Source organism: Moritella yayanosii, assembly GCF_900465055.1.
Lineage (GTDB): Bacteria > Pseudomonadota > Gammaproteobacteria > Enterobacterales > Moritellaceae > Moritella > Moritella yayanosii.
This window is the reverse complement of sequence record NZ_LS483250.1, coordinates 504,047-524,645: the sequence shown is the minus strand read 5'-3', so window position 1 is coordinate 524,645 and position 20,599 is coordinate 504,047. Positions and strand designations below refer to the sequence as shown.

Here is a 20,599-nt window from a genome sequence, read left to right as displayed (position 1 = left end):
CAAAATCACTCACTAACTCGACCAGAAATACGTTGGAATAAATAATGGCAACAGGTTCAAGAGCACAATTTTCATCTCGATTCGGCTTCCTCATGGCCGCAGCAGGTTCTGCTGTCGGTGTCGGTAATATTTGGGGGTTCCCTACACAAGCAGCGAGTAATGGCGGCGCAGTCTTTTTACTTGTTTACTTATTCATGGTGTTTATTCTTGCCTACCCTTTATTAGTGGCTGAGCTAACCATTGGTCGTTACGGTCAAGCTAATCCAATCAAGTCAATTCAATCAATTTGGCCAAAACAAAAAATGGCGGCGGCGGGTTTAGGTATTGCAGGTATGGTTGCGGTATCAATGATCTTAAGCTTTTACGCGATTGTTGCCGGTTGGTTATTAGGTTCATTACTGTCATCATTGTTTGCACTTATCGGTCTTGATGCTGCAGCCGAATGGGTTAATACCTTTGGCACTGAGCGTAACTTAGTGATGATGGTTATCTTCATGATAATGACAGTTCGCGTTGTAAAAAGTGGCGTTACAGACGGTATCGAACGTTGGTCGTCGCGTTTAATGCCAGTGCTGTTCATCTTATTTGCTTTGCTGACCGTCTATATCCTGACCTTAGACGGTGCCAGTGAAGGGCTTGAGATGTACCTAGTACCAGACTTTTCCCATCTAAGTTCAGACTTAGTGATCAGTGCGATGGGTCAAGCATTCTTCTCACTATCATTAGGCGTATGTGCAATGATGGTATACGGTTCATACTTAAGCAAAGACACCAATATTCCTAAAACTGCCGCACAAGTAGCACTACTTGACACAGGTGTTGCATTTGGCGCTGGACTACTGATTTTACCCGCGATGTTCGTGGCACAGAAAAACGGTGTTGAAATTTACGACGCAGCTGGTGCACTACTGAGTTCAGATACGTTAGTGTTCACGGTACTACCTGCGATGTTTGATACGATGGGCACCATGGGTATTGTTATCAGCATCTTGTTCTTTGTGTTAATGCTTATTGCTGCACTTACCTCATCAATCTCGATGTTAGAAGTACCTGTATCTTGTGCCACGGAAGAATTGAATAAAGACCGTAGTACAGTGGTATGGTGGATTGGCGGTATTATTACACTAGTATCCGCCGTGATCATCTTCAACTACGCTGATTTATTCGGCTTGGTGATCACAGCAACGACGGTGTATGCACAACCAATTCTTGCACTGATATTTGCATTATTAGTGGGTTGGGTATGGCGTCGTGACCAACTTCTTACAGAGATCAAACAAGGTAACCCAGAGATTGAAGATAGTTTATTCTGGAAGATTTGGCCTTGGTATGTACGTGTTGTATGCCCTGCGTTGATCATCCTAGTTCTGATCTCTTAAGAGGTCGTAGAATAAGTACAGATAGCATAGTATCGTATCGGTATATATAATGTAGAACGGTTTTAAGATAACAACATGGCGGCTATGTCACTATTATTACAATAGAACATAACCGCCATTTCTGTATCTGTCACAAATATTAAAATAGCTTCTCTATTTATCTAACTCGTGTAAAACCAGCTCGCTATAACCAATCAAACCTAAAATATCTTCATTTTCGATCACTGGCGCATAGGACAAACCAAAGCGCTCAAATAAACGTGCACAGTAACGAATATCCATTTCTGGTGGTACCGATACGATTGGTTTTGCCATGACTTCATAGATGTTAACACGGTCAGGTGAACGATCTTTGGCTAATACTTGCTTAGCGATGTCTGATAATACCAAAATACCGTAAGCATCATGTTGGTCACGCTTATTCACAATGATCACTTTCGAAGCACTCTGTTTCATAGCATCAATCGCTTCACGAATGGTCTGCATACCGTCCATACAAATATAATTTTGCGTCATAACAGCATTAGCTTTAATTAGATTTTTGGTCACAGTTCATTCTCCACAGTTTTCGTTAATTGACTAATTTGGTGATTCACACCGACCGCATCTTCCACGTCAATTTGAACCGCAATACCAGACCCCGGCTTTTCATCAAATTGACCGACTTTATTGATTTCTTCTAAAATATGTCGGCTTAAATGTTCTTCAACAATAAATAATAAAACATCACGCTGCGTTTCTAGGGTTAAACCAAAAAAGGTTTTCGATTGCTTAAGGCCTTCACCTCTCGCATTATTAATAATAGTGGCACCAGTAGCACCCGCACTGCGAGCAGCATCCATGATACTGTCTGTAATACCAGCATCGACAAAGGCGACGATTAATTTAAAATGCATTTTATTCTCCAACAATTCATAATTTTAACTGTACTTTTTCTTGAAATAGAGACGGTTCTTGTAATAGAAACGGTAATGACTCGTGACCATTCGCTAATTAGTTTGAAGCGACATTTTTGTCACGAGCACTGATCCACTGCGATATTTGTGCATAAGCCATTACCGACATGATCGGAAACAAACTCGCAAACGCAATCAGACCAAAACCATCAATTATCGGGTTACGCCCCGGCACTGTTTCTGCTAATCCGAGTCCGAGTGCAGCAACTAACGGTACGGTTACCGTCGACGTCGTTACGCCACCTGAATCATAAGCCAATGGGATAATCAGTTTTGGTGCTACCAGTGTTTGTAACACCACAACCACATAACCCGTCATGATGTACCAATGAATCGGGTCGCCGACAACAATGCGATAGCAACCGAGCGAGATACCAATCGCCACACCCAATGCAACAGATAAACGTAAACCCCAAACACCAATGGCACCGCCGGAAACTTCATTCGCTTTGAGCGCAACCGCAATCAATGATGGTTCCGCAATCGTAGTAGCAAAACCGATTAAGAATGCAAATAGATATACCCAGTAATAATCAGTCCAAACCAGCTCACGTACGCTGCCAGTAACGGTTTCGACATTGTTGACACTCGCAAGAAAAGCCGGGTCGGTAAGTTGTTGTGCCATTAAGCGCCCAAGCGGAAATAACGCCCACTCCAATCCAATCAAAAACAGTGACAAGCCAAGTAATACCCACAAGAAACCCATTAATACTCGGCCTAAATTAGGTAACGGTTTGCGAATCACAGCAAACTGGAAACCAAATAAAATCGCGGCAATCGGCAATACATCACGAAACGTCGTCACGATTGTCGCGCCAATTTGATTTAACATATCGACAACGGTCATAGCATCACCATTCCATAAGCCATTACAAAGATAATCGGGTTAAGCGATGCTAACGCGATAAGACCAAAACCATCAATCATCGGATTTCGACCTTTAATCGAAGATGCAAGTCCCACACCTAGCGCGGTGACAAGTGGCACTGTGATTGTTGATGTCGTGACACCGCCCGAATCATAAGCAATACCAATAATCTCAGCGGGTGCAAACATCGTCATGATCACCACCAATATATAACCACCAATAATGAACCACTGCAGTGGCCAGCCTTTGATAATACGTAGCACACCAATGGCAATCGCAATCCCAACACTCAATGCCACACTCATTCTTAAGCCTTGGGCATATTCATCAATTGCCGTTTGTGTCGAGCCGATAAGATCACCACTGGCTGCAACCCTCGCAGCCTCTGCTGCAACGGCAATTAATGCCGGTTCCGCCACCGTGGTACCAAAACCAAGACAAAATGCAAAAGTTAACAGCCAACCAACACTGCCCTTACGCGCAAACGCATGAGCCATAGATTCGCCAATGGGAAATAAGCCTTGTTCAAGGCCATGAATAAAGAAGGTGAGTCCTAATAATACAAACAGTACGCCAATAAGAAGTTGGCCGACATTCGGTAGCGGTTGCTGAATAACCACTAACTGAAAGAATAAAATCACCAGAATGATAGGAGCAAGATCCCTGATACTTCCCAGCATAGATTTAAGTAGGGTTTTAAACGTGTTAACCAACATAGCCTCCTTGATTAGATTAATCACTCGGATACTAGCGCAGTGTAAATCTAAACAATTGATCTAAATCAATGGGAGCAGATATAACCCCATAGGGGTGCATTTAACGAGAGTTAAACCTTACCTTAACCTTAGATCAACCTTTCGGCAACAATAATGATGGCTAGAAGGGAATGAATATCTATGTAAGTAAGCGTAAACTTTCTATTTATGTAACCTAACCAGTCTATCCATTAAACCGTATGCTTGCATAAATTTGGTCTAATTCTGCAACACTGCATTGCTGCCAATGCTTGGGCAATTCGTTTCTTAAGCAGTGCTCTAGTTCTACTGATAAATAAACAAAAGACAATGAATCAGCATTTAAACTGTGGAAATTTTCATCGGGGGATAACTCGGCTAAATCTAACGCATCAATGAATAGGTGGCTAATACTCTCCCACTCTTTCTCATCTAATTCTAAAATACTTGAAATAGAGCATAACGTACGCTTAAAAAATCCAACCGACGGTTTTTTATAGGCATGATTTATAATCGCCTTAAAGTCATATTTTCCATTAGATAGTAAGGGTATAGCATTAACTATGTTGATGATAAATTTATCACGCGGTAATGAATAGTTGTCGCTTAATAGTGTCAATAAGTGCGTTGTATCCACATCATCATGGCTTAATTCCAAGGCGATAATAATAGCATTATCATTACCTGCTACTGCACTTTGTGGATAATGACTTTTAACAAAACTTTGCACATCATCAAGATTTATCCGCAATCCAAATAATTTAACAAACCGTTTGGTTCGGCCGACTAAGTAAAAAAGATCATGATGTGTACGACAAGCAATATCACCCGTAAGTAACATCTCAGGGGTTTCATCGTTAGCCAAACCAGTCACTGACTTGGCATAACCCATCATCACATTGTCACCGCGATAAACCAGTTCACCAGACTTATCTAACGTTTTAATCTCGTTTCCTTCGTCATCAACAATATATAATTCCCCCTGCGGAATAGCACGGCCGATGGTATTAGGGAAGTCGACAGTCAGGTGCGGCGGCAGGTAAGAGATCCTCGGCGAGGCTTCGGTCTGGCCATACATGACAAAAAAATCGACCCCGTTCGCTTGCGCTTGCAACGCATATTTTTTGACTAAAAAACCTTCGAGCTTTCCACCTGCTTGCGTGACATAACGTAAACTCGGGTATGTTTTAAAATCAAAATTGGTCTTTAACAAAGCCTCAAAAGTATACGGGACACCGGCAAAACTGGTCGCAGAATACGTCTCTAAGTCATGCCAAAATCCACTATCTAATACGCTATAAGCGGTAAATACGGTACATGCACCCGCCTGTAAGTGGGAGTGTAAAATAGATAAACCATACGCATAATGTAATTTTAGATGTGCTAAAGCAATATCATGTTCAGTCAAATTCAGGTATTCAACAATCGACTCCGTGTTTGACTGGATATTACTGGCACTGAGCTTGACAAATTTGGGGGTACCCGTAGTGCCTGATGTCGACAGCAACAAGGTTAAGTTTGGATGTAACGGGTAATTGCATTGTGCATACTGGGACACCTGACCAAGACCATCAATAAGCAAATTGGGTTGGTAATTTTTAATCAGCTGGATTGATTTATCACTGTGAAAATCATCCGCAAGATAAATGACTTTATTACTGTTTAGACAAGCTAAGTAACAGACCACCGACATAATGGTATTTTTTGATTCAATAAATACCAATTCTTTATTATTACCAAGTTGCAGGGATAATATCTCTACTTGATGATTAAGATTAGTATAAGTGATCGTATCTCCACTAATTGCGTCAATTACCGCAATGTTATCTTTAAACCGGCTTAAATCATCAAAAAACATACACGCCCTCGACTTCTAAACAATATTATAAAATACTGGACTGGTAAAAATAATGAGCTCATAGTCCGATAAATATTTTTGATTTCTCCTTTAAAATTAATTTAATTATCACAAACGACGATAACGATAGGATCAGCGTTAGCGCAAAGCTTGCACAGGCTGCAAATAATCCTGTCACTTCAACACTCAGGTATTGGTTATACACTATTCGGATCGTTGAAATAAAATAGCCATGCACAAAATATAAATAAAAACTTAAACGGGCGAACATATTTAAACATTTGTTTTTCTTTGCTAAATAACGTTTTGTAACCGCAATTAAGATCACCGCCAACACCATTTTCCACAATAGATCTACCGATGAACTAAATGCTGAATCCCATGATAACCAAAGATAAACAACGATATAACCCACTAACAGTACGCCACTATACTTTGTCAGCGCTTCATAAATACGTGGCTGTTGCCAAAGTAACATCCCTAATACATAAGTAGGTAAAAAATACACAGTCCAAATTACGTTATTTATACTAAATTCAGGACGTCCAAACCACAATGCGGGTATTAAAGACAGTATAAAAAAAACACCTAACAACTGCTTATTTTTAATATAAAGAAAACTCGGACTGAAAAGATAAATTGGAATGATCATGGGAATAAACCACAGTGTCAAAAGATGTGCCCCTGATAGCATGAAATACACATATTGATAAACCAGACCTAAACTATTAAACCAATTCATATCAATCCAGAAATGGGTAGTTTTAAGCCCCGACAGATAAATAAAGATAGCCGGAAGTGACACGAAAAAATAAGGGATAATAATAATTTTAAATTTATGTTTTAAATACTTAAGATAATTAAAATTAGTCGATAATGATGAAAATAAATAACCTGCCACAACGACAAATAAAATAGTTGTATTATCAAGTAGCAAGCCAATACCATACAAGATCATCGAGTCATCATTATTAATCGTGCCGATTGCATGGATCAACATGATTAATAAAATTGCAATGCCTCTAAAATTATTTATAAATTGCATTGTATTCTTACCTTTAACCAACCAGTTATTAACCAGTTGTACCTCATCAATATCAGTCTAAAATCTATGTAACCTACACAAAATTAAATAGGTTTATCAAGGTTAATGACGAAATAATACTCAGTTGCTCCCTAGGGTATAATTATATGCCAATATCGAGTAAACGCCCAAAAGAGGCGATATTAATCCAATATAGATGCTCATTTTAGATTAATATCGCAGACACAAAATCTCTACAGATACTGTGTCACCCAACAACTAAAATTGATACGCCACATTAGCGCGGATCTCACGCCCAGCCGCGGCGACCCCGTTTGATAGGTAGGGTTTATAATAACGGTCAGTCAGATTCTTAACTGTTAATCTCATGGTCAGTTGTTCTTTATCAGCCAACGGTTGCCATTTCACATAGATATCTTGCAATGTATACGACTCGCTTGCATTGTTAACCACATAACTAGTCGTTGGTACATCATCTTGTTTATCATACCAACGTAAGTCCCAGCCTGTTGTTAATCCTCTAACCCATTCATAACCAAGTCCAAAGTTAATATTTAGCGGCGGAATTCCGGGTATATAATCATTTTCTCCAGTTGAATCCTTCCATGAACCATTATGCTTACCTTCCATTTTAACCAATGAGCTATTGGCATAGAAACCATTAATGCGATATTGCCCCATAAGTTCAATACCATAGGTTTTAAACCCATCAAGATTGACACGCCAACCTTGCTGGGTACCATCAATCCTTTTGGCCTTCATGCGCTGACCAATGTCGTTTTCGACTTCATTGTAAAAACCGGTAATTTGTCCTGCAAATTGATCGTTATGCGTAAAAACACCCACAGTATGATTGGTTAAACTGGTGCTAAAGGCGTGTACACGCTCAGCATCAATGTCTCGGCTTGTCGCTTTCGCACCACCTGCTTTTGCATATTGAACAGAATAAATATCATCAATCGTTGGCGCTTGAAACGCATAGGCATAAGCCATATTTAGACTGGTGTTATCGGTAATATAATAATCTAATTCAAGACGAGGGCTCCAGCCATCATGCGATACTGCGCTATAGTCATGTCCTACTGTTGGATCAGTATAATCGCTTGCTAAGTTACCTTTACCTTCGCTACGCACATAGTCATAACGAATTGATGGAGTGATTAATAAATAATCCGTGATTTGATAAGCATCGGCAATATAAGCTGAATAGGTTGATTGTGTACCCGATGGCTCATAATAAGGGGTATAAATCCCAAAATTTTTCGATGCCTTAGTCGCATAAGTGCGGTTATTGACCAATGAATCACGATCTTGGTACTGATATTGTAAGCCTGTCGTGATCGTATGATCGCCCAATTGCGCGGTATTATTCAAATCCGCAAAGTGACGCTTATAGTTTAAGTCCGAGGCATGCCCGTATGCACCAACACTCACATACATGTAACTTTTATTCTTGCTACCATCAGGATTGTACTTGTTCCAAGTAAAATCGGGGCGTTCCCAATGGCGTTTATTTTCCGAAACTGACAATGTTAAATCCACATCAACCAGCGCATTGATTGGGTTATAACGATAATTTGCCGTGGTGACATTATTGGAATATTTGTTATAAACAGTATAAGCCAGCTGCGCTCTTTCTACCGAGCCGTATTTATCGATATGACGATCCGTTATTTCTGGCATAGTACCGCGACGTGTCGCCCAGGGTTTACGCCCTTCATCAGAAAATTCACTGTGACTGAGTGCAAAACGATGTGCACCAACATCATAGCTCATTTTCGCTAACCAGTTTTTTTACTCTGAACCCGAAAATTTAACCGTATTCCCATTACCGTCGGCCATATCTCCGGTATTACGGGTGATGCCATTAACCAAGTATTGCAAACCACCTGTTTTACCATAAGCAGTGACACTGTAACGTTGATTATGATCACCACTGTTAAAACCAGCTTGTACGCGAACGCCAAAGCTTTCACCTTCCCGAAGTAGATCTTCAGCATCTTTAGTTTTAACGCGGATCGAACCGCCAGCACCACCGTTTCCGGTTTTATAATCATGTGCTCCTTTAGTCACTTCAACTTCCCCAATCATACTCGGGTCAAAGAAGAAACTGCCATAACGGTATTGCTGGAACCCAATTGGCGCACCATCAACATAAAAAGCAAGATCTTCAGTCGCAGAGAAACCACGAATATTGATACGTTCCCCACCTTGACGTGCACCGCCATCGATAGTGATCCCTGGAATAGTATCCAAGATTTCAGCAACGTTATTGGCTTGTTGCTCTTCAATCTCTTCCCTTGTAATTAACGATTTACCCGGCTGATCAACCGTAATTGCGCGTTCAGTGTTATTGGCAACTACCGTTGTGATATTTTGCTCTGATGCAGAAACGCTTAAGCTGGAAAAAATTGCCAAAACTAAAGTATTAAGTTTGAATATAGTGTTAATTCGCATTTTCATTTATCTGTAAGGTTGTAAATGCGCATTTTAAACAAATTCAAATGCAATTGATAATCATTATCAATTGATTTTTGTAAGCGTTTGTAAGTTTTTAGTCGGTTACAATGAGAGTGGCAATATTAATAGTGTTTAAATTCGGGGAAATCGTGGTTATTAGCGTTTAAAATGGAGGGCTGAAACACCCCCCATAATTGATGATGAGTCTAACTTTGTTTACTTAACGCTAATTTGATACCAAAAAATAGGAATAAAGCACCCGTGAACTTGGTCAGATAAGTAGTCAAACGTTGATTATGTTTAAGCTTGCCGCCAATGGATGAAGATAAATGACATCGCTTTATGTGGGTAATCCATCGCAATGAATTGTGGTACAACAGATAGATACAACCAATCACCTTAACCACTGTAAACGCCATAGCGGATAAACCAAACGCGGCGGCAAATACATGCACTAAAGTGCCTGCACCAATACCAAAGGCGCCTACAGAGCCCGCACAAATAACCACAGTTCTGTTACTCCAAACATATTACAACTCCATATTGATGACTTAACTTTAACTTTACCACAACAAAAGTGAAACATTACTGTCATCATCCGGCCCTATTATAAGCAGCACATTTACTGTGAATAACAACCAAATCATTAAGGATTGAGATGAAAAAGCAATTGATAACAGGTGTTCTTGCTTCACTACTATCAAGTACAACGATGGCTGCAACAGACATTACTTGGTGGCACGCGATGAGTGGCCAACTGGGTGAAACAGTCAATACTATTGCTCGTGATTTTAATGCTTCACAAGATGAATACAAAATTACACCGGTATTTAAAGGTTCATACGTTGAAACGCTGACAGCAGGTATTGCTGCCTACCGAGCCGATCAAGCACCAAACATACTACAAGTTGCCGACGTCGGTGCAGCAACGATAATTAATGCTCCCGGTGTCGCTAAACCGGTGCAAGATATCCTCGTTGAATCAGGTTATGCATTTAACAATCAAGACTATATTGCTGGCGTACGTGATTTTTATGCTGACAGTAACGGGAAAATGATTGGCATGCCTTTCAACAGTTCCACACCGGTTCTGTATTACAACAAAAACATTCTCGATAAAGTTGGTGTTGACGCACCTAAGACTTATGAAGACATGGAACAAGTCGCGAAGAAGCTAAAAGCACAAGGCTATGCAACTTTCTCACAATCGCTGACACCTTGGATCATGTTCGAAAACTTCAAGTCACGTCATAACTTACCGGTTGCCGATAAGAATAATGGCTTTGATGCACCAGCCACCAAGATCATGATCAATACGCCCGATATGAAGATGCACTTTAACAAGCTAAAAGACTGGTCTGACAAAGGTTATTACAAGTATTACGGTTCGGATTGGAACGCCAACCAAACACCATTTGAAAAAGAACAAGTAGCCATGTGGATGGGTTCATCAGGCTCATTTGGTGGTTTACGAAATCGCGTTGATTTTAATTTAGGCACAACCTACCTGCCGTACTGGAAATCAATAAATGAGAAAGCCGGTCGTACCTTTATTGGTGGTGCCGCCTTATTCGCCATTGATGGTAAACCGAAAAAAGAGCAGCAGGCTGTTGCCGCATTCTTTAGTTTCTTAACCAGTCCTGAAACACAAATGTTCTGGCATAAATCAACGGGTTACGTAACAGTAACCAAAGCCGCTTACCAGCTAACTAAGCAATCTGGTTACTACAAAGAACAACCTGATGCAGAAGTAGGTATCAAACAATTAAGCTTACCGGGTGGCGAATGGACGCGAGGTTATCGTTTAGGTTTCTACTCACAAATCCAAGAAGTCATGCATCGTGAGTTTGATAACATTTTTGCTAACCGCACGTCGGTAGAGGATGCGCTTAACAACATCGATAAGGAAAGTCAGGTTATCTTAAATCGTTACGCTCGAACTGTGCGATAGCCTATTACTGACTGTGGTTCACATGACGTGCGCCACAGCTAATTTATTACTTCAATTCATTAGGTTTTTTATTGTGGAACAACGCCAACAATTTACCCATTCAGCATTGCCTTATATTCTTTTAGTACCACAAATTGCAATTATCGCGGTGTTTTTTTTCTATCCAGCAGCGGAAGCCGTTTACCTCTCGTTTATGTTAGAAGACCCTTGGGGGCTGTCATCTACGTTTGTCGGATTAGAAAACTACAGCATCATTTTTAATTCCGCTGAATACTTAAAATCAGTGTTTTTCACTCTCGGTTTTGCAATAGTAGTATCGTTTTTATCTTTAGCCCTTGCCCTGCTGCTCGCCGTTAAAGCCAACAATATCTTACATGGTAAAAGTGCATATAAAATCACCTTAACTTGGGTTTATGCAATAGCACCCGCCGTGGCAGGCATTATGGGTGGTTTTATCTTTAATCCACATATCGGCGTATTCACCGAAATTTTCGCCAGCCTCGGTTGGGATTTTAGCTTATATACCAATCCTTTTGACGCGACGTTAGTGTTAGTTTTAGTCTCGGTATGGAAACAAATTTCAGTCAACTTCATCTACTTCTTAGCGGGTTTACAGTCAATTTCATTTGCGGTGAATGAAGCTGCAATGTTGGATTGCGAAAGTGATCACCGCCGATTCTGGACGATCACCTTCCCACTGCTTGCGCCAACGGGCTTTTTCTTATTAGTCATCAACTTGACCTATGCCTTTTTTGATACCTTCGGGGTTATCGATACCTTGACGTCTGGTGGACCTGGCGGCGGAACAACATCACTGGTGTATAAAATTTACCGTGATGGTTTTATTGGTACAGACTTGGGTGGCAGTGCGGCGCAATCAGTGGTGTTACTGGTTTTAGTATTGGCATTAACTTGGATGCAATTTAAGTTTATCGAAAAACGGGTGCACTATTAATCGCAGTCTGTGGTTACAACGTTAATCGCAGCCAATCATTACAACTTTGAGAATTTTATGATGAAAAAAAATCAATGGTTAGATCATGCGGTCCTGATTATCGGCGCACTCTTTATGATCATACCTATCTGGCTAATATTTGCCAGTTCGACACACAATCCAAATACCATCATCAGTGATGGATTACAGTGGTTACCGGGTGGTAACTTCACCACTGTTTACAGTGAAGTATGGAACAAGAGTCTCGGCTTTAGCAGCGATGTTAACGCAAAATCTATGATCATCAACTCGATGATCATGGGCCTTGGTTTTGCTATCGGCAAGATCATCATTTCAATGATGGCCGCTTACGCACTCGTTTACTTCCGCATGCCGTTTGCATCATTTTGGTTCTGGCTTATTTTTGTCACCCTACTACTGCCGCTTGAGGTTCGGATCATCCCCTCTTATGAAGTTGTCGCTAAATTGGGCATGTTAAACAGCTTTTCTGGATTAATCTTGCCATTAATTGCATCGGCAACGGCAACCTTCTTCTTCCGTCAGTTTTTCCGCACCATTCCGAATGAACTATTGGAAGCGGCACAACTCGATAATGCTGGCCCGGTCCGCTTCTTTATTGATATTTTATTACCGTTATCAAAAACCATGATCGCCGCTATTTTCATCATTATGTTTGTGGTCGGTTGGAATCAATATTTATGGCCAATGATGATGACCACAGATGAAAGCTATAACACCATCGTCATGGGTATTAAGCAACTACTGAGCGACATTAGCCAAAGCAGTCAACCACGTTATGATCAAGCGTTTGCGTTAGTTATCTTCGCCATGCTGCCACCTATTTTAGTCATCATCATTTTCCAACGTTGGTTTGTTCAAGGCCTTGTTGAAACAGAAAAGTAGTCATAGTTGTATATTGTGCTCATAAAAAATGCACAGTCAACAGTATCGCCACAGCAAATTTGTAAAGAGATAGAATATGTTAGTACTTAAAAATTTAGTTAAAACTTATGACAACGGCCACCAAGCAATAAAAGGGATTTCAGTCGATATTAAACAAGGTGAATTCATTGTATTAGTGGGCCCATCAGGGTGTGGTAAATCATCTATATTACGCTCTATCGCCGGTTTAGAATCAATCACAAGTGGCAAGATAGAGCTGAATAATCGTCGTATTGATACTGAAACACCAGCAAGCCGCGATATTGCCATGGTATTTCAAAACTACGCGCTATATCCGCACATGACGGTATATGAAAACTTAGCCTATGGTTTGAAGAACCGCGGTGTTGATAGAAATACCATCGAGTCAAAAATTGAAAAAGTCGCAGAAACACTGAAAATAACCGATTATTTAGATCGTAAACCCGCTCAATTATCTGGTGGTCAACGCCAGCGTGTGGCGATGGGTCGAGCGATTGTCCGCGAACCACAATTGTTCTTATTTGATGAGCCACTGTCGAACCTCGATGCGTCATTGCGTGCGCACATGCGTTTAGAAATCAAGAAACTACAACGTGAATTAGCGGTGACGAGTGTTTATGTTACCCACGACCAAGTTGAGGCCATGACATTAGCAGACCGTATTATTGTATTGAATCAAGGCGAAATTGAACAAGTAGGTACACCTGCAGAAGTCTATCACCAGCCTGCAAGTACCTTTGTCGCCAGTTTTATTGGCAGTCCCGCGATGAATTTTCATCCAGCTGAAATTGCTGATGGCGTGATAAATTTTGAACATCAACGCTTATTCCTCGCTGAGTATGCGCATTTACCTGCGCAGAAGATCCAGTTAGGTATTAGACCTGAACATGCGCTACTCGAGGTTTCAAATTCAGGCTTAAGTTTTTCATTAACGGTACAAGCGGTTGAGCCTTTAGGGCCTAATCAACTGGTGCATGGCTTAGTGAATGAAAAAATATTTACTGCGTTAACACCCGAGCGGCACTTCCCAACTAAGGAAGTCTTAACGCTAAATGTCGCAAAACAACATTTACACCTGTTTGATAAAGACGGTAAACGCCTGCTTACCAATAACAACGCTACCGACTCGCTAGCACAAGCAAGTTAAGCACTCACTTTATAAACCTGTAATGCTAAAACAGCAATCATAAAAAAGGCTCACTCCAACCAAAATGTTAAAGTGTGCCTTTTTGTGTTCAAATCCGATGTGCGCTGTTATTGCAACAACACAATCCATAACCAAAAATTATGTTTTCAATAACGCTAACTGATTTGCTACTGCGTTCATTTCAACTTGCAGTTTATCGCTTAACTCCGCACTGTTTTCAGCCATTGTTGCCAGTGCTGAAGACTCATCACCAATCGAAGTCAAATTGCGATTAATATCTTCATTGACCACTTTCTGTTCCCTCGCGGCGGTCGCGACATGGGTAATGCCGTCACTGATCAGATCAACATCCAGTAACGCGGTATGTAATGAATCATAAGACGATTGCGTTTTTAGCATGGTTTGTTTGGCTTTATCCGCGCCTTGCTCAATAATCGTCACCGATGAGTTAACCCCAAGCTGCAAGGCATTAATCATATTATTGATTTCTTCCGTTGATGCATAAGTTTTAGACGCCAAGCTACGTACTTCATCCGCGACAACCGCAAATCCACGGCCTTGCTCACCGGCGCGAGCCGCTTCAATTGCAGCATTCAGTGCCAATAGATTAGTTTGCTGTGCAATCGCGCGGATCACATCAATGATCTTATTGATATCGTCACTGCGAGAAGCCACCTCTGAAATAGAAACCTTCGCGGCTTGCATGTCTTCGGTCAATGATTTAACCATAGTAACCGAGTCAGCTAATAACAGGCTTGAGCCTCTAATTTCATCACGTACTTTAGCGGTATTATCCGCAGCGTCAGAGGCAAATCGAGATACCTCGTGCGCAGCCGTCGACATTTCATTAGTCGCGGTAACAACACTGATTATCTCTGCCTGCTGCGATACCGTTGCTTGACGAGTATTATCGCTGATAACCATCGCGTCTTTCGACAAACTCTGCGCCTTGCTGTTGACCGACTTTAACGAATCAATCATTACCCGCAATTTATACATAAATTGATTAACGCTATCGCTTAACTCAATCAGCTCTTGGTGCGTATCGATGTTGATTTCCTGAGTTAAATCACCATCAGCACTGGCCAAACGTTTAATCGCAGTATTTAACATATAGATAGGTTTAACAATTGATGCAACTAGCGCATACATAACCAATAACGCGAACACAGATGAGACTAAGGCAATTACGATCTGCTGAGTAACGATAGATGCCACAATGGTATCAATTAACTCTGTCAACTCATCACGAGCTGACAAGGCCACACTTTTAGGCACTTCAATTAATATTGACCAAGTGGTGTTAACTGCTGCAATCGAGATCGGTAAACTGACGTAATAAATGCCATTTTTTTCTAAAAAACCACCCGATTTATACAGGGTTAATAATCGACCATCAAAATCACTGTGGGCTTCTTTTAAGGGGCGGCCTAATTTGTTTTGATAATGACTCGAACTCACTATCAGTCCTAACGAACTCAATAGCGTGACTTTGCTTTTACCATCATACAATTTTCGGCTCAGATCTGTCGTCATCTTACTAAAGACAGGTAAATTCAGATCGACCCCAACAAGGCCTTTAAACTGACCATTATTGATCACAGGCACCGTCAAACTGGTCATCATTTCTGAATTTCCCTTGGTGATTTCAGCAAGGTAAGGTTCCATCACACAAGGTTGTAAAGACTCCTTCGAGCAAAGAAACCACTCTGCTTCACGAATACCAAATTCATTTTTAGTATCGATATATTTCTCGTTCGGATCTTCAACTTGTTCTTGGCTTAAGGTATTTGCAGACTCCCTGAACCAATAGATTTCTAGGCTACCCGTTTTCGGTACACTGTGTAAGGCCTCAGAGTTCAAGTATAAGTGGTCATTTTGATCGTAACCATTTTTTTCAAACTGCACATACATCGAACTTAAATTATTATTTTCAGCCAGGCCAGAACCAACTAATTGACTCATTAGTTGGCGATTAAAGGCTTGATTGCCATCCAGCATACTCTGTTGAATTATGTTGCTGACGATGAGTGGTGTTTTGTAAGATTCATTCATAAAACCACTGACTTCTTGCGCAAAGCTATCTGCTTCCGATTTAAGTCTGGCAATCACTTGCTCATCCATCGCCATCGAAGTTCTATCAACAATATCCTTATTCATTCTTGCTAACGAATTACCCAGATTAATAGTCATAAATAGCACCATTAACACAATAATTGCAAAGCTAGTGATAAGTAGCTTACTTCTTAAGGAGATTTGTTTATAAACGCTCAACGGATTACCTTTCTATTACATTAAAATAAATTTGATTAAATCAATTTTTGTTAGGTTTAATTAAAGGCGGGAGGATACAGGAAATAGCATAAAATAAACACAATCTAGAACATTAAAACAGTAATACGCGGATCGCAAAAATAAATCCTCCCGTCGCTAAATCACCAAATAAGAATTGGATCCCTACATCAGCAAACCGAAAGGAAAGGATATTCAAATTGGCAACCCAGTCGTTAACTACCATACTCAAATGAATGAAAGCCAAGATTAATTTACCGAATCACTTAACAAAAACTAGCTGACATGACGGTTCACTTAACAACCAGAATAGGAACGCCAATGCCAAACGCCTACTCGTCATTAAACTTCGCCCTTGGTGAAACCATCGATCTACTACGCGACAGTGTTACCGCCTTTGCCTGTGACGAAATAGCACCACGCGCGGCGCAAATAGACCGTGACAATTTGTTTCCTGCGGATATGTGGAAAAAATTCGGTGACATGGGATTATTAGGCATCACCATCAGCGAAGAATATGGCGGAGTTAATATGAGTTACCTCGCTCATGTCATTGCGATGCAAGAAATAAGTCGTGCTTCGGCCTCGGTTGGACTCAGTTATGGCGCACATTCAAATCTGTGTGTTAATCAAATTTATCGACATGGTAACGCACAACAAAAACAGCAATACCTGCCCAAGCTCATTAGTGGCGAACACGTAGGAGCACTCGCCATGACTGAACCCAACGCTGGTTCTGACGTGGTTTCAATGAAATTAAGTGCGGTATTAGACGGTGACGACTATGTACTCAACGGCAATAAAATGTGGATCACCAATGGTCCCGAAGCCAGCACCTATATTGTTTATGCCAAAACCGCACCGGAATTAAACAGCCACGGTATTACCGCTTTTATCGTTGAACGTGGTTTTTCTGGATTTAGCCAAGCGCAAAAGCTCGATAAGCTAGGTATGCGCGGTTCCAATACTTGCGAGTTAGTATTTCAACACTGCCGAGTACCAAAAACCAACATCCTTGGCACGCTCAATCACGGCGTGCAAGTACTCATGAGCGGGCTTGATTACGAACGCCTTGTGCTAACCGGCGGACCACTGGGGATCATGGATGCCTGCATGGATCTGGTCGTCCCTTATATCCACCAGCGTAAGCAGTTCGGTAAAGCCATTGGTGAATTTCAACTTGTGCAAGCCAAAATCGCCGATATGTATAGTCAGATGAACGCTGCTAAATGTTATACCTATACGGTTGCGCGCGCTTGTGACAACAGTGACGCCAGCCGTAAGGATTGTGCCGGAGTGATCTTATACAGCGCCGAACTGGCGACAAAAATGGCACTGGATACGATCCAATTATTGGGCGGCAATGGGTACAGTAACGAATACCCAGCAGGTCGCTTGCTCCGAGATGCCAAACTCTATGAGATTGGCGCCGGCACATCAGAAATGCGCCGTATATTGATAGGACGAGAACTGTTTAATGAGTCCGGAGCGTAGCAAGCATGGCGCAAATAGGCACGACACTCAACATCACCCACCCTACTTTTGTGGCAAAACAACAAGCGATGCAGGATCTTGTTCAGCAACTAGAACGTAATATTGAACAAGTAAAACAAGGGGGTGGCGAAATAGCACAACAACGCCATTTAGCCCGTGGCAAAATGCTGGCCCGTGACCGTATTGATGCCTTATTAGATCCCGGTTCGCCCTTCTTAGAGCTCGGACAATTTGCGGCTTGGCAATACTATCCCGATTCCGTGCCCGCTGCAGGTATCGTTGCGGGTATCGGTCGTGTTAATGGCATCGAATGTATGATCATAGCCAATGATGCGACTGTAAAAGGCGGTACTTATTACCCGTTAACGGTGAAGAAACACCTACGCGCGCAAGAGATCGCAGAGCGTTGTTGCCTACCCTGTATTTATTTAGTCGACTCTGGTGGGGCATTTTTACCGCGACAAGATGAAGTCTTTCCCGACCGTGAACACTTTGGTCGCATCTTCTTTAATCAAGCCAATATGTCTGCCAAAGGCATTCCACAAATCGCCTCAGTCATGGGCTTATGTACCGCAGGTGGTGCCTATGTTCCGGCCATGGCAGATGAATCAATTATTGTAAAACAACAAGGTACCATCTTCTTAGCGGGCCCACCATTGGTCAAAGCAGCGACCGGTGAAGAAGTCAGTGCAGAAGAACTCGGTGGCGCAGATGTACATTGTAAAATATCTGGGGTTGCCGACCATTACGCCCAAGATGACGCCCATGCATTGCAGCTTGTACGCCAAGCCATTGCTAATATTAATCACCTTAAACGACCTAATCTAACTGTGGTTCCCAGTGTCCCACCATTATTCGACAGCCTAGAGTTATACGGGATTGTCGGCACTGATTTGAAAAAACAGTTCGATGTGAAAGAAGTCATCGCCCGTATTGTTGATAACTCTGAATTGGATGAGTTTAAACAGTACTACGGCGCAACTCTAGTTTGCGGTTTTGCCCGTATTCACGGTTACCCTGTCGGCATCATCGCCAATAATGGGATCTTATTCTCGGAATCGGCGCAAAAAGGCGCGCATTTTATTCAGCTGTGCTGCAAACGTAAGATCCCCCTGGTATTTCTGCAAAATATTACCGGCTTTATGGTGGGTAAAAAATACGAAGCAGAAGGGATCGCGAAACACGGCGCTAAAATGGTTGCAGCTGTCGCTTGCGCCCAAGTGCCTAAGTTTACCGTCATTATTGGCGGCAGTTACGGGGCGGGTAATTATGGCATGTGTGGCCGCGCGTACGATCCCACCTTGTTATGGATATGGCCAAATTCCAGAATTTCAGTGATGGGCGGCGAACAAGCAGCCAGTGTACTTAGCCAAGTCAAAAAAGACGGTTTAGCCCGTAATAATAAAACCATGACCGCAGCAGAAGAAGCAGAATTCAAAGCGCCTATTATTAAGCAATATGAAACCCAAAGTGATCCTTACTATGCCAGTGCGCGATTATGGGATGACGGTATTATCGACCCATTACAAACAAGGCAAGTACTTGGGTTAGCCATTTCAGCCGCCCTTAATGCGCCGATTGCAGATACCCAATTTGGTATTTTTAGAATGTAGCTATTTTTTAGAATGTAGCTATAAGTACTGACAATTGCGTGCAGCTGCTTTTGTACAATGCTAACCCTAATTACACATCAAAAACCACCGTTAGGATCGTTGAATGACAATGAATTCAGACCAACTAAATATCATCAATGCAGAGCACTTACATACGGCGGTTGATAATCAGGGTGTGGCCACTATTACCCTCACTCGGACCAAAGTACGCAATGCATTTAGTGCCGAAACAATCAGTCACTTGCTGACGAGCTTAGCAGTATTAAAGCATGATCCTGCGGTACGAATATTGCTCCTCCGCGCCGAAGGTGAGCACTTTTCAGCGGGCGCTGACATTAACTGGATGAAAGATATTGCCAAACTTGGCTATCAAGAAAATCTGACCGATGCCGCACAATTAGCCAAATTGATGGACAATCTCAATCAATTTCCCAAACCAACCATAGCACTCGTCCAAGGGGCCTGCTTTGGCGGGGCGATCGGACTTGTCGCCTGTTGCGATATAGCCCTGGCGACAACCACGGCTAAATTTTGTTTAAGTGAAGTGAAAATTGGCCTTATTCCTGCGGTAATAAGCCCTTATGTGATAACGGCCATCGGACCACGGCAAGCACGGCGTTACTGTTTAACCGGCGAAATGTTTACCGCAGAACAAGCGCTAGACTATGGCTTGATCCACCAGCTGGGTGATAACTTAGATACGCTAGCCGCCCCCTTTACTGACGCATTACTGGCGAATAGTCCTGCTGCTATGCAGGCCACTAAATCATTAATTCATGGCGTCACTAATCACGTCATCAATGACTCATTAATCGCAGATACAAGCCAACGGATAGCAGCAATTCGGGTATCAAACGAAGCTCAAGAAGGGCTAGATGCATTCCTGAATAAGCGCAAGCCCAGCTGGACTAAGGAATAACATC

Annotated in this window: 18 protein-coding genes; 8 read left to right on the top strand and 10 right to left on the bottom strand. The window is 41.8% G+C overall.

Features of this window, described 5'->3' with window-relative positions; genetic code table 11:
- The first annotated feature begins 44 nt into the window (after positions 1–44).
- Entirely contained in the window at positions 45–1,379 is a 1,335-nt protein-coding gene (locus MORIYA_RS02370; RefSeq protein WP_112712387.1) for a sodium-dependent transporter, read from the top strand.
- Between the two features lie 153 nt (positions 1,380–1,532).
- On the opposite strand, the gene MORIYA_RS02365 is transcribed toward MORIYA_RS02370, so the two are convergent.
- From MORIYA_RS02365 to MORIYA_RS20960, 9 genes are all read right to left on the bottom strand, one after another.
- Positions 1,533–1,928: a CBS domain-containing protein gene (locus MORIYA_RS02365; RefSeq protein ID WP_112712385.1), complete on the bottom strand. Its 396-nt coding sequence runs from the start codon at positions 1,926–1,928 to the stop codon at positions 1,533–1,535.
- Positions 1,925–2,275 (bottom strand): P-II family nitrogen regulator, encoded by a 351-nt coding sequence (locus tag MORIYA_RS02360; protein WP_112712383.1) that lies wholly within the window; start codon positions 2,273–2,275, stop codon positions 1,925–1,927. The genes MORIYA_RS02365 and MORIYA_RS02360 overlap by 4 nt, the downstream gene beginning before the upstream one ends.
- Positions 2,276–2,372: 97 nt before the next feature.
- Complete coding sequence (locus MORIYA_RS02355) at positions 2,373–3,182, bottom strand: DUF1538 domain-containing protein (protein WP_112712381.1); 810 nt, start codon at positions 3,180–3,182, stop codon at positions 2,373–2,375.
- Positions 3,179–3,919 (bottom strand): DUF1538 domain-containing protein, encoded by a 741-nt coding sequence (locus MORIYA_RS02350; protein ID WP_112712379.1) that lies wholly within the window; start codon positions 3,917–3,919, stop codon positions 3,179–3,181. The genes MORIYA_RS02355 and MORIYA_RS02350 overlap by 4 nt, the downstream gene beginning before the upstream one ends.
- A gap of 223 nt (positions 3,920–4,142) precedes the next feature.
- A complete protein-coding gene (locus MORIYA_RS02345) occupies positions 4,143–5,795 on the bottom strand; it encodes an AMP-binding protein (protein WP_112712377.1) in 1,653 nt (550 codons plus the stop codon).
- 58 nt (positions 5,796–5,853) lie between these two features.
- The gene (locus tag MORIYA_RS02340) at positions 5,854–6,840 is read right to left on the bottom strand and encodes an acyltransferase family protein (RefSeq protein WP_112712375.1); all 987 of its coding nucleotides are present in this window, start codon (positions 6,838–6,840) and stop codon (positions 5,854–5,856) included.
- Between the two features lie 258 nt (positions 6,841–7,098).
- Positions 7,099–8,616 (bottom strand): TonB-dependent receptor domain-containing protein, encoded by a 1,518-nt coding sequence (locus tag MORIYA_RS02335; RefSeq protein WP_197713344.1) that lies wholly within the window; start codon positions 8,614–8,616, stop codon positions 7,099–7,101.
- An 18-nt stretch (positions 8,617–8,634) separates the two neighbouring features.
- Complete coding sequence (locus MORIYA_RS20965; RefSeq protein WP_197713343.1) at positions 8,635–9,297, bottom strand: TonB-dependent receptor plug domain-containing protein; 663 nt, start codon at positions 9,295–9,297, stop codon at positions 8,635–8,637.
- A gap of 209 nt (positions 9,298–9,506) precedes the next feature.
- Complete coding sequence (locus MORIYA_RS20960) at positions 9,507–9,809, bottom strand: hypothetical protein (RefSeq protein ID WP_232011477.1); 303 nt, start codon at positions 9,807–9,809, stop codon at positions 9,507–9,509.
- Between the two features lie 149 nt (positions 9,810–9,958).
- Between MORIYA_RS20960 and MORIYA_RS02325 the strand changes: the two genes are divergently transcribed.
- From MORIYA_RS02325 to ugpC, 4 genes are all read left to right on the top strand, one after another.
- The gene (locus MORIYA_RS02325) at positions 9,959–11,251 is read left to right on the top strand and encodes an extracellular solute-binding protein (RefSeq protein WP_112712373.1); all 1,293 of its coding nucleotides are present in this window, start codon (positions 9,959–9,961) and stop codon (positions 11,249–11,251) included.
- A gap of 73 nt (positions 11,252–11,324) precedes the next feature.
- The gene (locus tag MORIYA_RS02320; protein ID WP_112712371.1) at positions 11,325–12,206 is read left to right on the top strand and encodes an ABC transporter permease subunit; all 882 of its coding nucleotides are present in this window, start codon (positions 11,325–11,327) and stop codon (positions 12,204–12,206) included.
- 57 nt (positions 12,207–12,263) lie between these two features.
- Positions 12,264–13,109 (top strand): sn-glycerol-3-phosphate ABC transporter permease UgpE, encoded by an 846-nt coding sequence (ugpE, locus tag MORIYA_RS02315; RefSeq protein WP_197713342.1) that lies wholly within the window; start codon positions 12,264–12,266, stop codon positions 13,107–13,109.
- 76 nt (positions 13,110–13,185) lie between these two features.
- A complete protein-coding gene (ugpC, locus tag MORIYA_RS02310) occupies positions 13,186–14,277 on the top strand; it encodes a sn-glycerol-3-phosphate ABC transporter ATP-binding protein UgpC (RefSeq protein ID WP_112712369.1) in 1,092 nt (363 codons plus the stop codon).
- Positions 14,278–14,415: 138 nt separating this feature from the next.
- Here ugpC and MORIYA_RS02305 read toward each other — a convergent pair whose 3' ends face one another.
- A complete protein-coding gene (locus MORIYA_RS02305; RefSeq protein WP_162629216.1) occupies positions 14,416–16,470 on the bottom strand; it encodes a methyl-accepting chemotaxis protein in 2,055 nt (684 codons plus the stop codon).
- 420 nt (positions 16,471–16,890) lie between these two features.
- On the opposite strand from MORIYA_RS02305, the gene MORIYA_RS02300 reads away from it, so the two are divergent.
- The 3 genes from MORIYA_RS02300 to MORIYA_RS02290 all read left to right on the top strand — a co-directional run bounded on the left by MORIYA_RS02300 (position 16,891) and on the right by MORIYA_RS02290 (position 20,595).
- Positions 16,891–18,063: an isovaleryl-CoA dehydrogenase gene (locus MORIYA_RS02300; protein ID WP_112712365.1), complete on the top strand. Its 1,173-nt coding sequence runs from the start codon at positions 16,891–16,893 to the stop codon at positions 18,061–18,063.
- A 5-nt stretch (positions 18,064–18,068) separates the two neighbouring features.
- A complete protein-coding gene (locus tag MORIYA_RS02295; protein WP_112712363.1) occupies positions 18,069–19,676 on the top strand; it encodes a carboxyl transferase domain-containing protein in 1,608 nt (535 codons plus the stop codon).
- 103 nt (positions 19,677–19,779) lie between these two features.
- Positions 19,780–20,595 (top strand): enoyl-CoA hydratase-related protein, encoded by an 816-nt coding sequence (locus MORIYA_RS02290; RefSeq protein WP_112712361.1) that lies wholly within the window; start codon positions 19,780–19,782, stop codon positions 20,593–20,595.
- Positions 20,596–20,599: the final 4 nt, after the last annotated feature.

Coding starts and splice junctions, on each gene's coding strand:
- MORIYA_RS02370 (WP_112712387.1), top strand. CDS start 45: ATGGCAACAGGTTCAAGAGCACAATTTTCATCTCGATTCGGCTTCCTC.
- ugpE (WP_197713342.1), top strand. CDS start 12,264: ATGATGAAAAAAAATCAATGGTTAGATCATGCGGTCCTGATTATCGGC.
- MORIYA_RS02290 (WP_112712361.1), top strand. CDS start 19,780: ATGACAATGAATTCAGACCAACTAAATATCATCAATGCAGAGCACTTA.
- MORIYA_RS02355 (WP_112712381.1), bottom strand. CDS start 3,182: ATGACCGTTGTCGATATGTTAAATCAAATTGGCGCGACAATCGTGACG.
- MORIYA_RS02360 (WP_112712383.1), bottom strand. CDS start 2,275: ATGCATTTTAAATTAATCGTCGCCTTTGTCGATGCTGGTATTACAGAC.
- MORIYA_RS02295 (WP_112712363.1), top strand. CDS start 18,069: ATGGCGCAAATAGGCACGACACTCAACATCACCCACCCTACTTTTGTG.
- MORIYA_RS02300 (WP_112712365.1), top strand. CDS start 16,891: ATGCCAAACGCCTACTCGTCATTAAACTTCGCCCTTGGTGAAACCATC.
- ugpC (WP_112712369.1), top strand. CDS start 13,186: ATGTTAGTACTTAAAAATTTAGTTAAAACTTATGACAACGGCCACCAA.
- MORIYA_RS02345 (WP_112712377.1), bottom strand. CDS start 5,795: ATGTTTTTTGATGATTTAAGCCGGTTTAAAGATAACATTGCGGTAATT.
- MORIYA_RS02340 (WP_112712375.1), bottom strand. CDS start 6,840: ATGCAATTTATAAATAATTTTAGAGGCATTGCAATTTTATTAATCATG.
- MORIYA_RS02335 (WP_197713344.1), bottom strand. CDS start 8,616: ATGAGCTATGATGTTGGTGCACATCGTTTTGCACTCAGTCACAGTGAA.
- MORIYA_RS02325 (WP_112712373.1), top strand. CDS start 9,959: ATGAAAAAGCAATTGATAACAGGTGTTCTTGCTTCACTACTATCAAGT.
- MORIYA_RS20965 (WP_197713343.1), bottom strand. CDS start 9,297: ATGCGAATTAACACTATATTCAAACTTAATACTTTAGTTTTGGCAATT.
- MORIYA_RS02350 (WP_112712379.1), bottom strand. CDS start 3,919: ATGTTGGTTAACACGTTTAAAACCCTACTTAAATCTATGCTGGGAAGT.
- MORIYA_RS02305 (WP_162629216.1), bottom strand. CDS start 16,470: ATGACTATTAATCTGGGTAATTCGTTAGCAAGAATGAATAAGGATATT.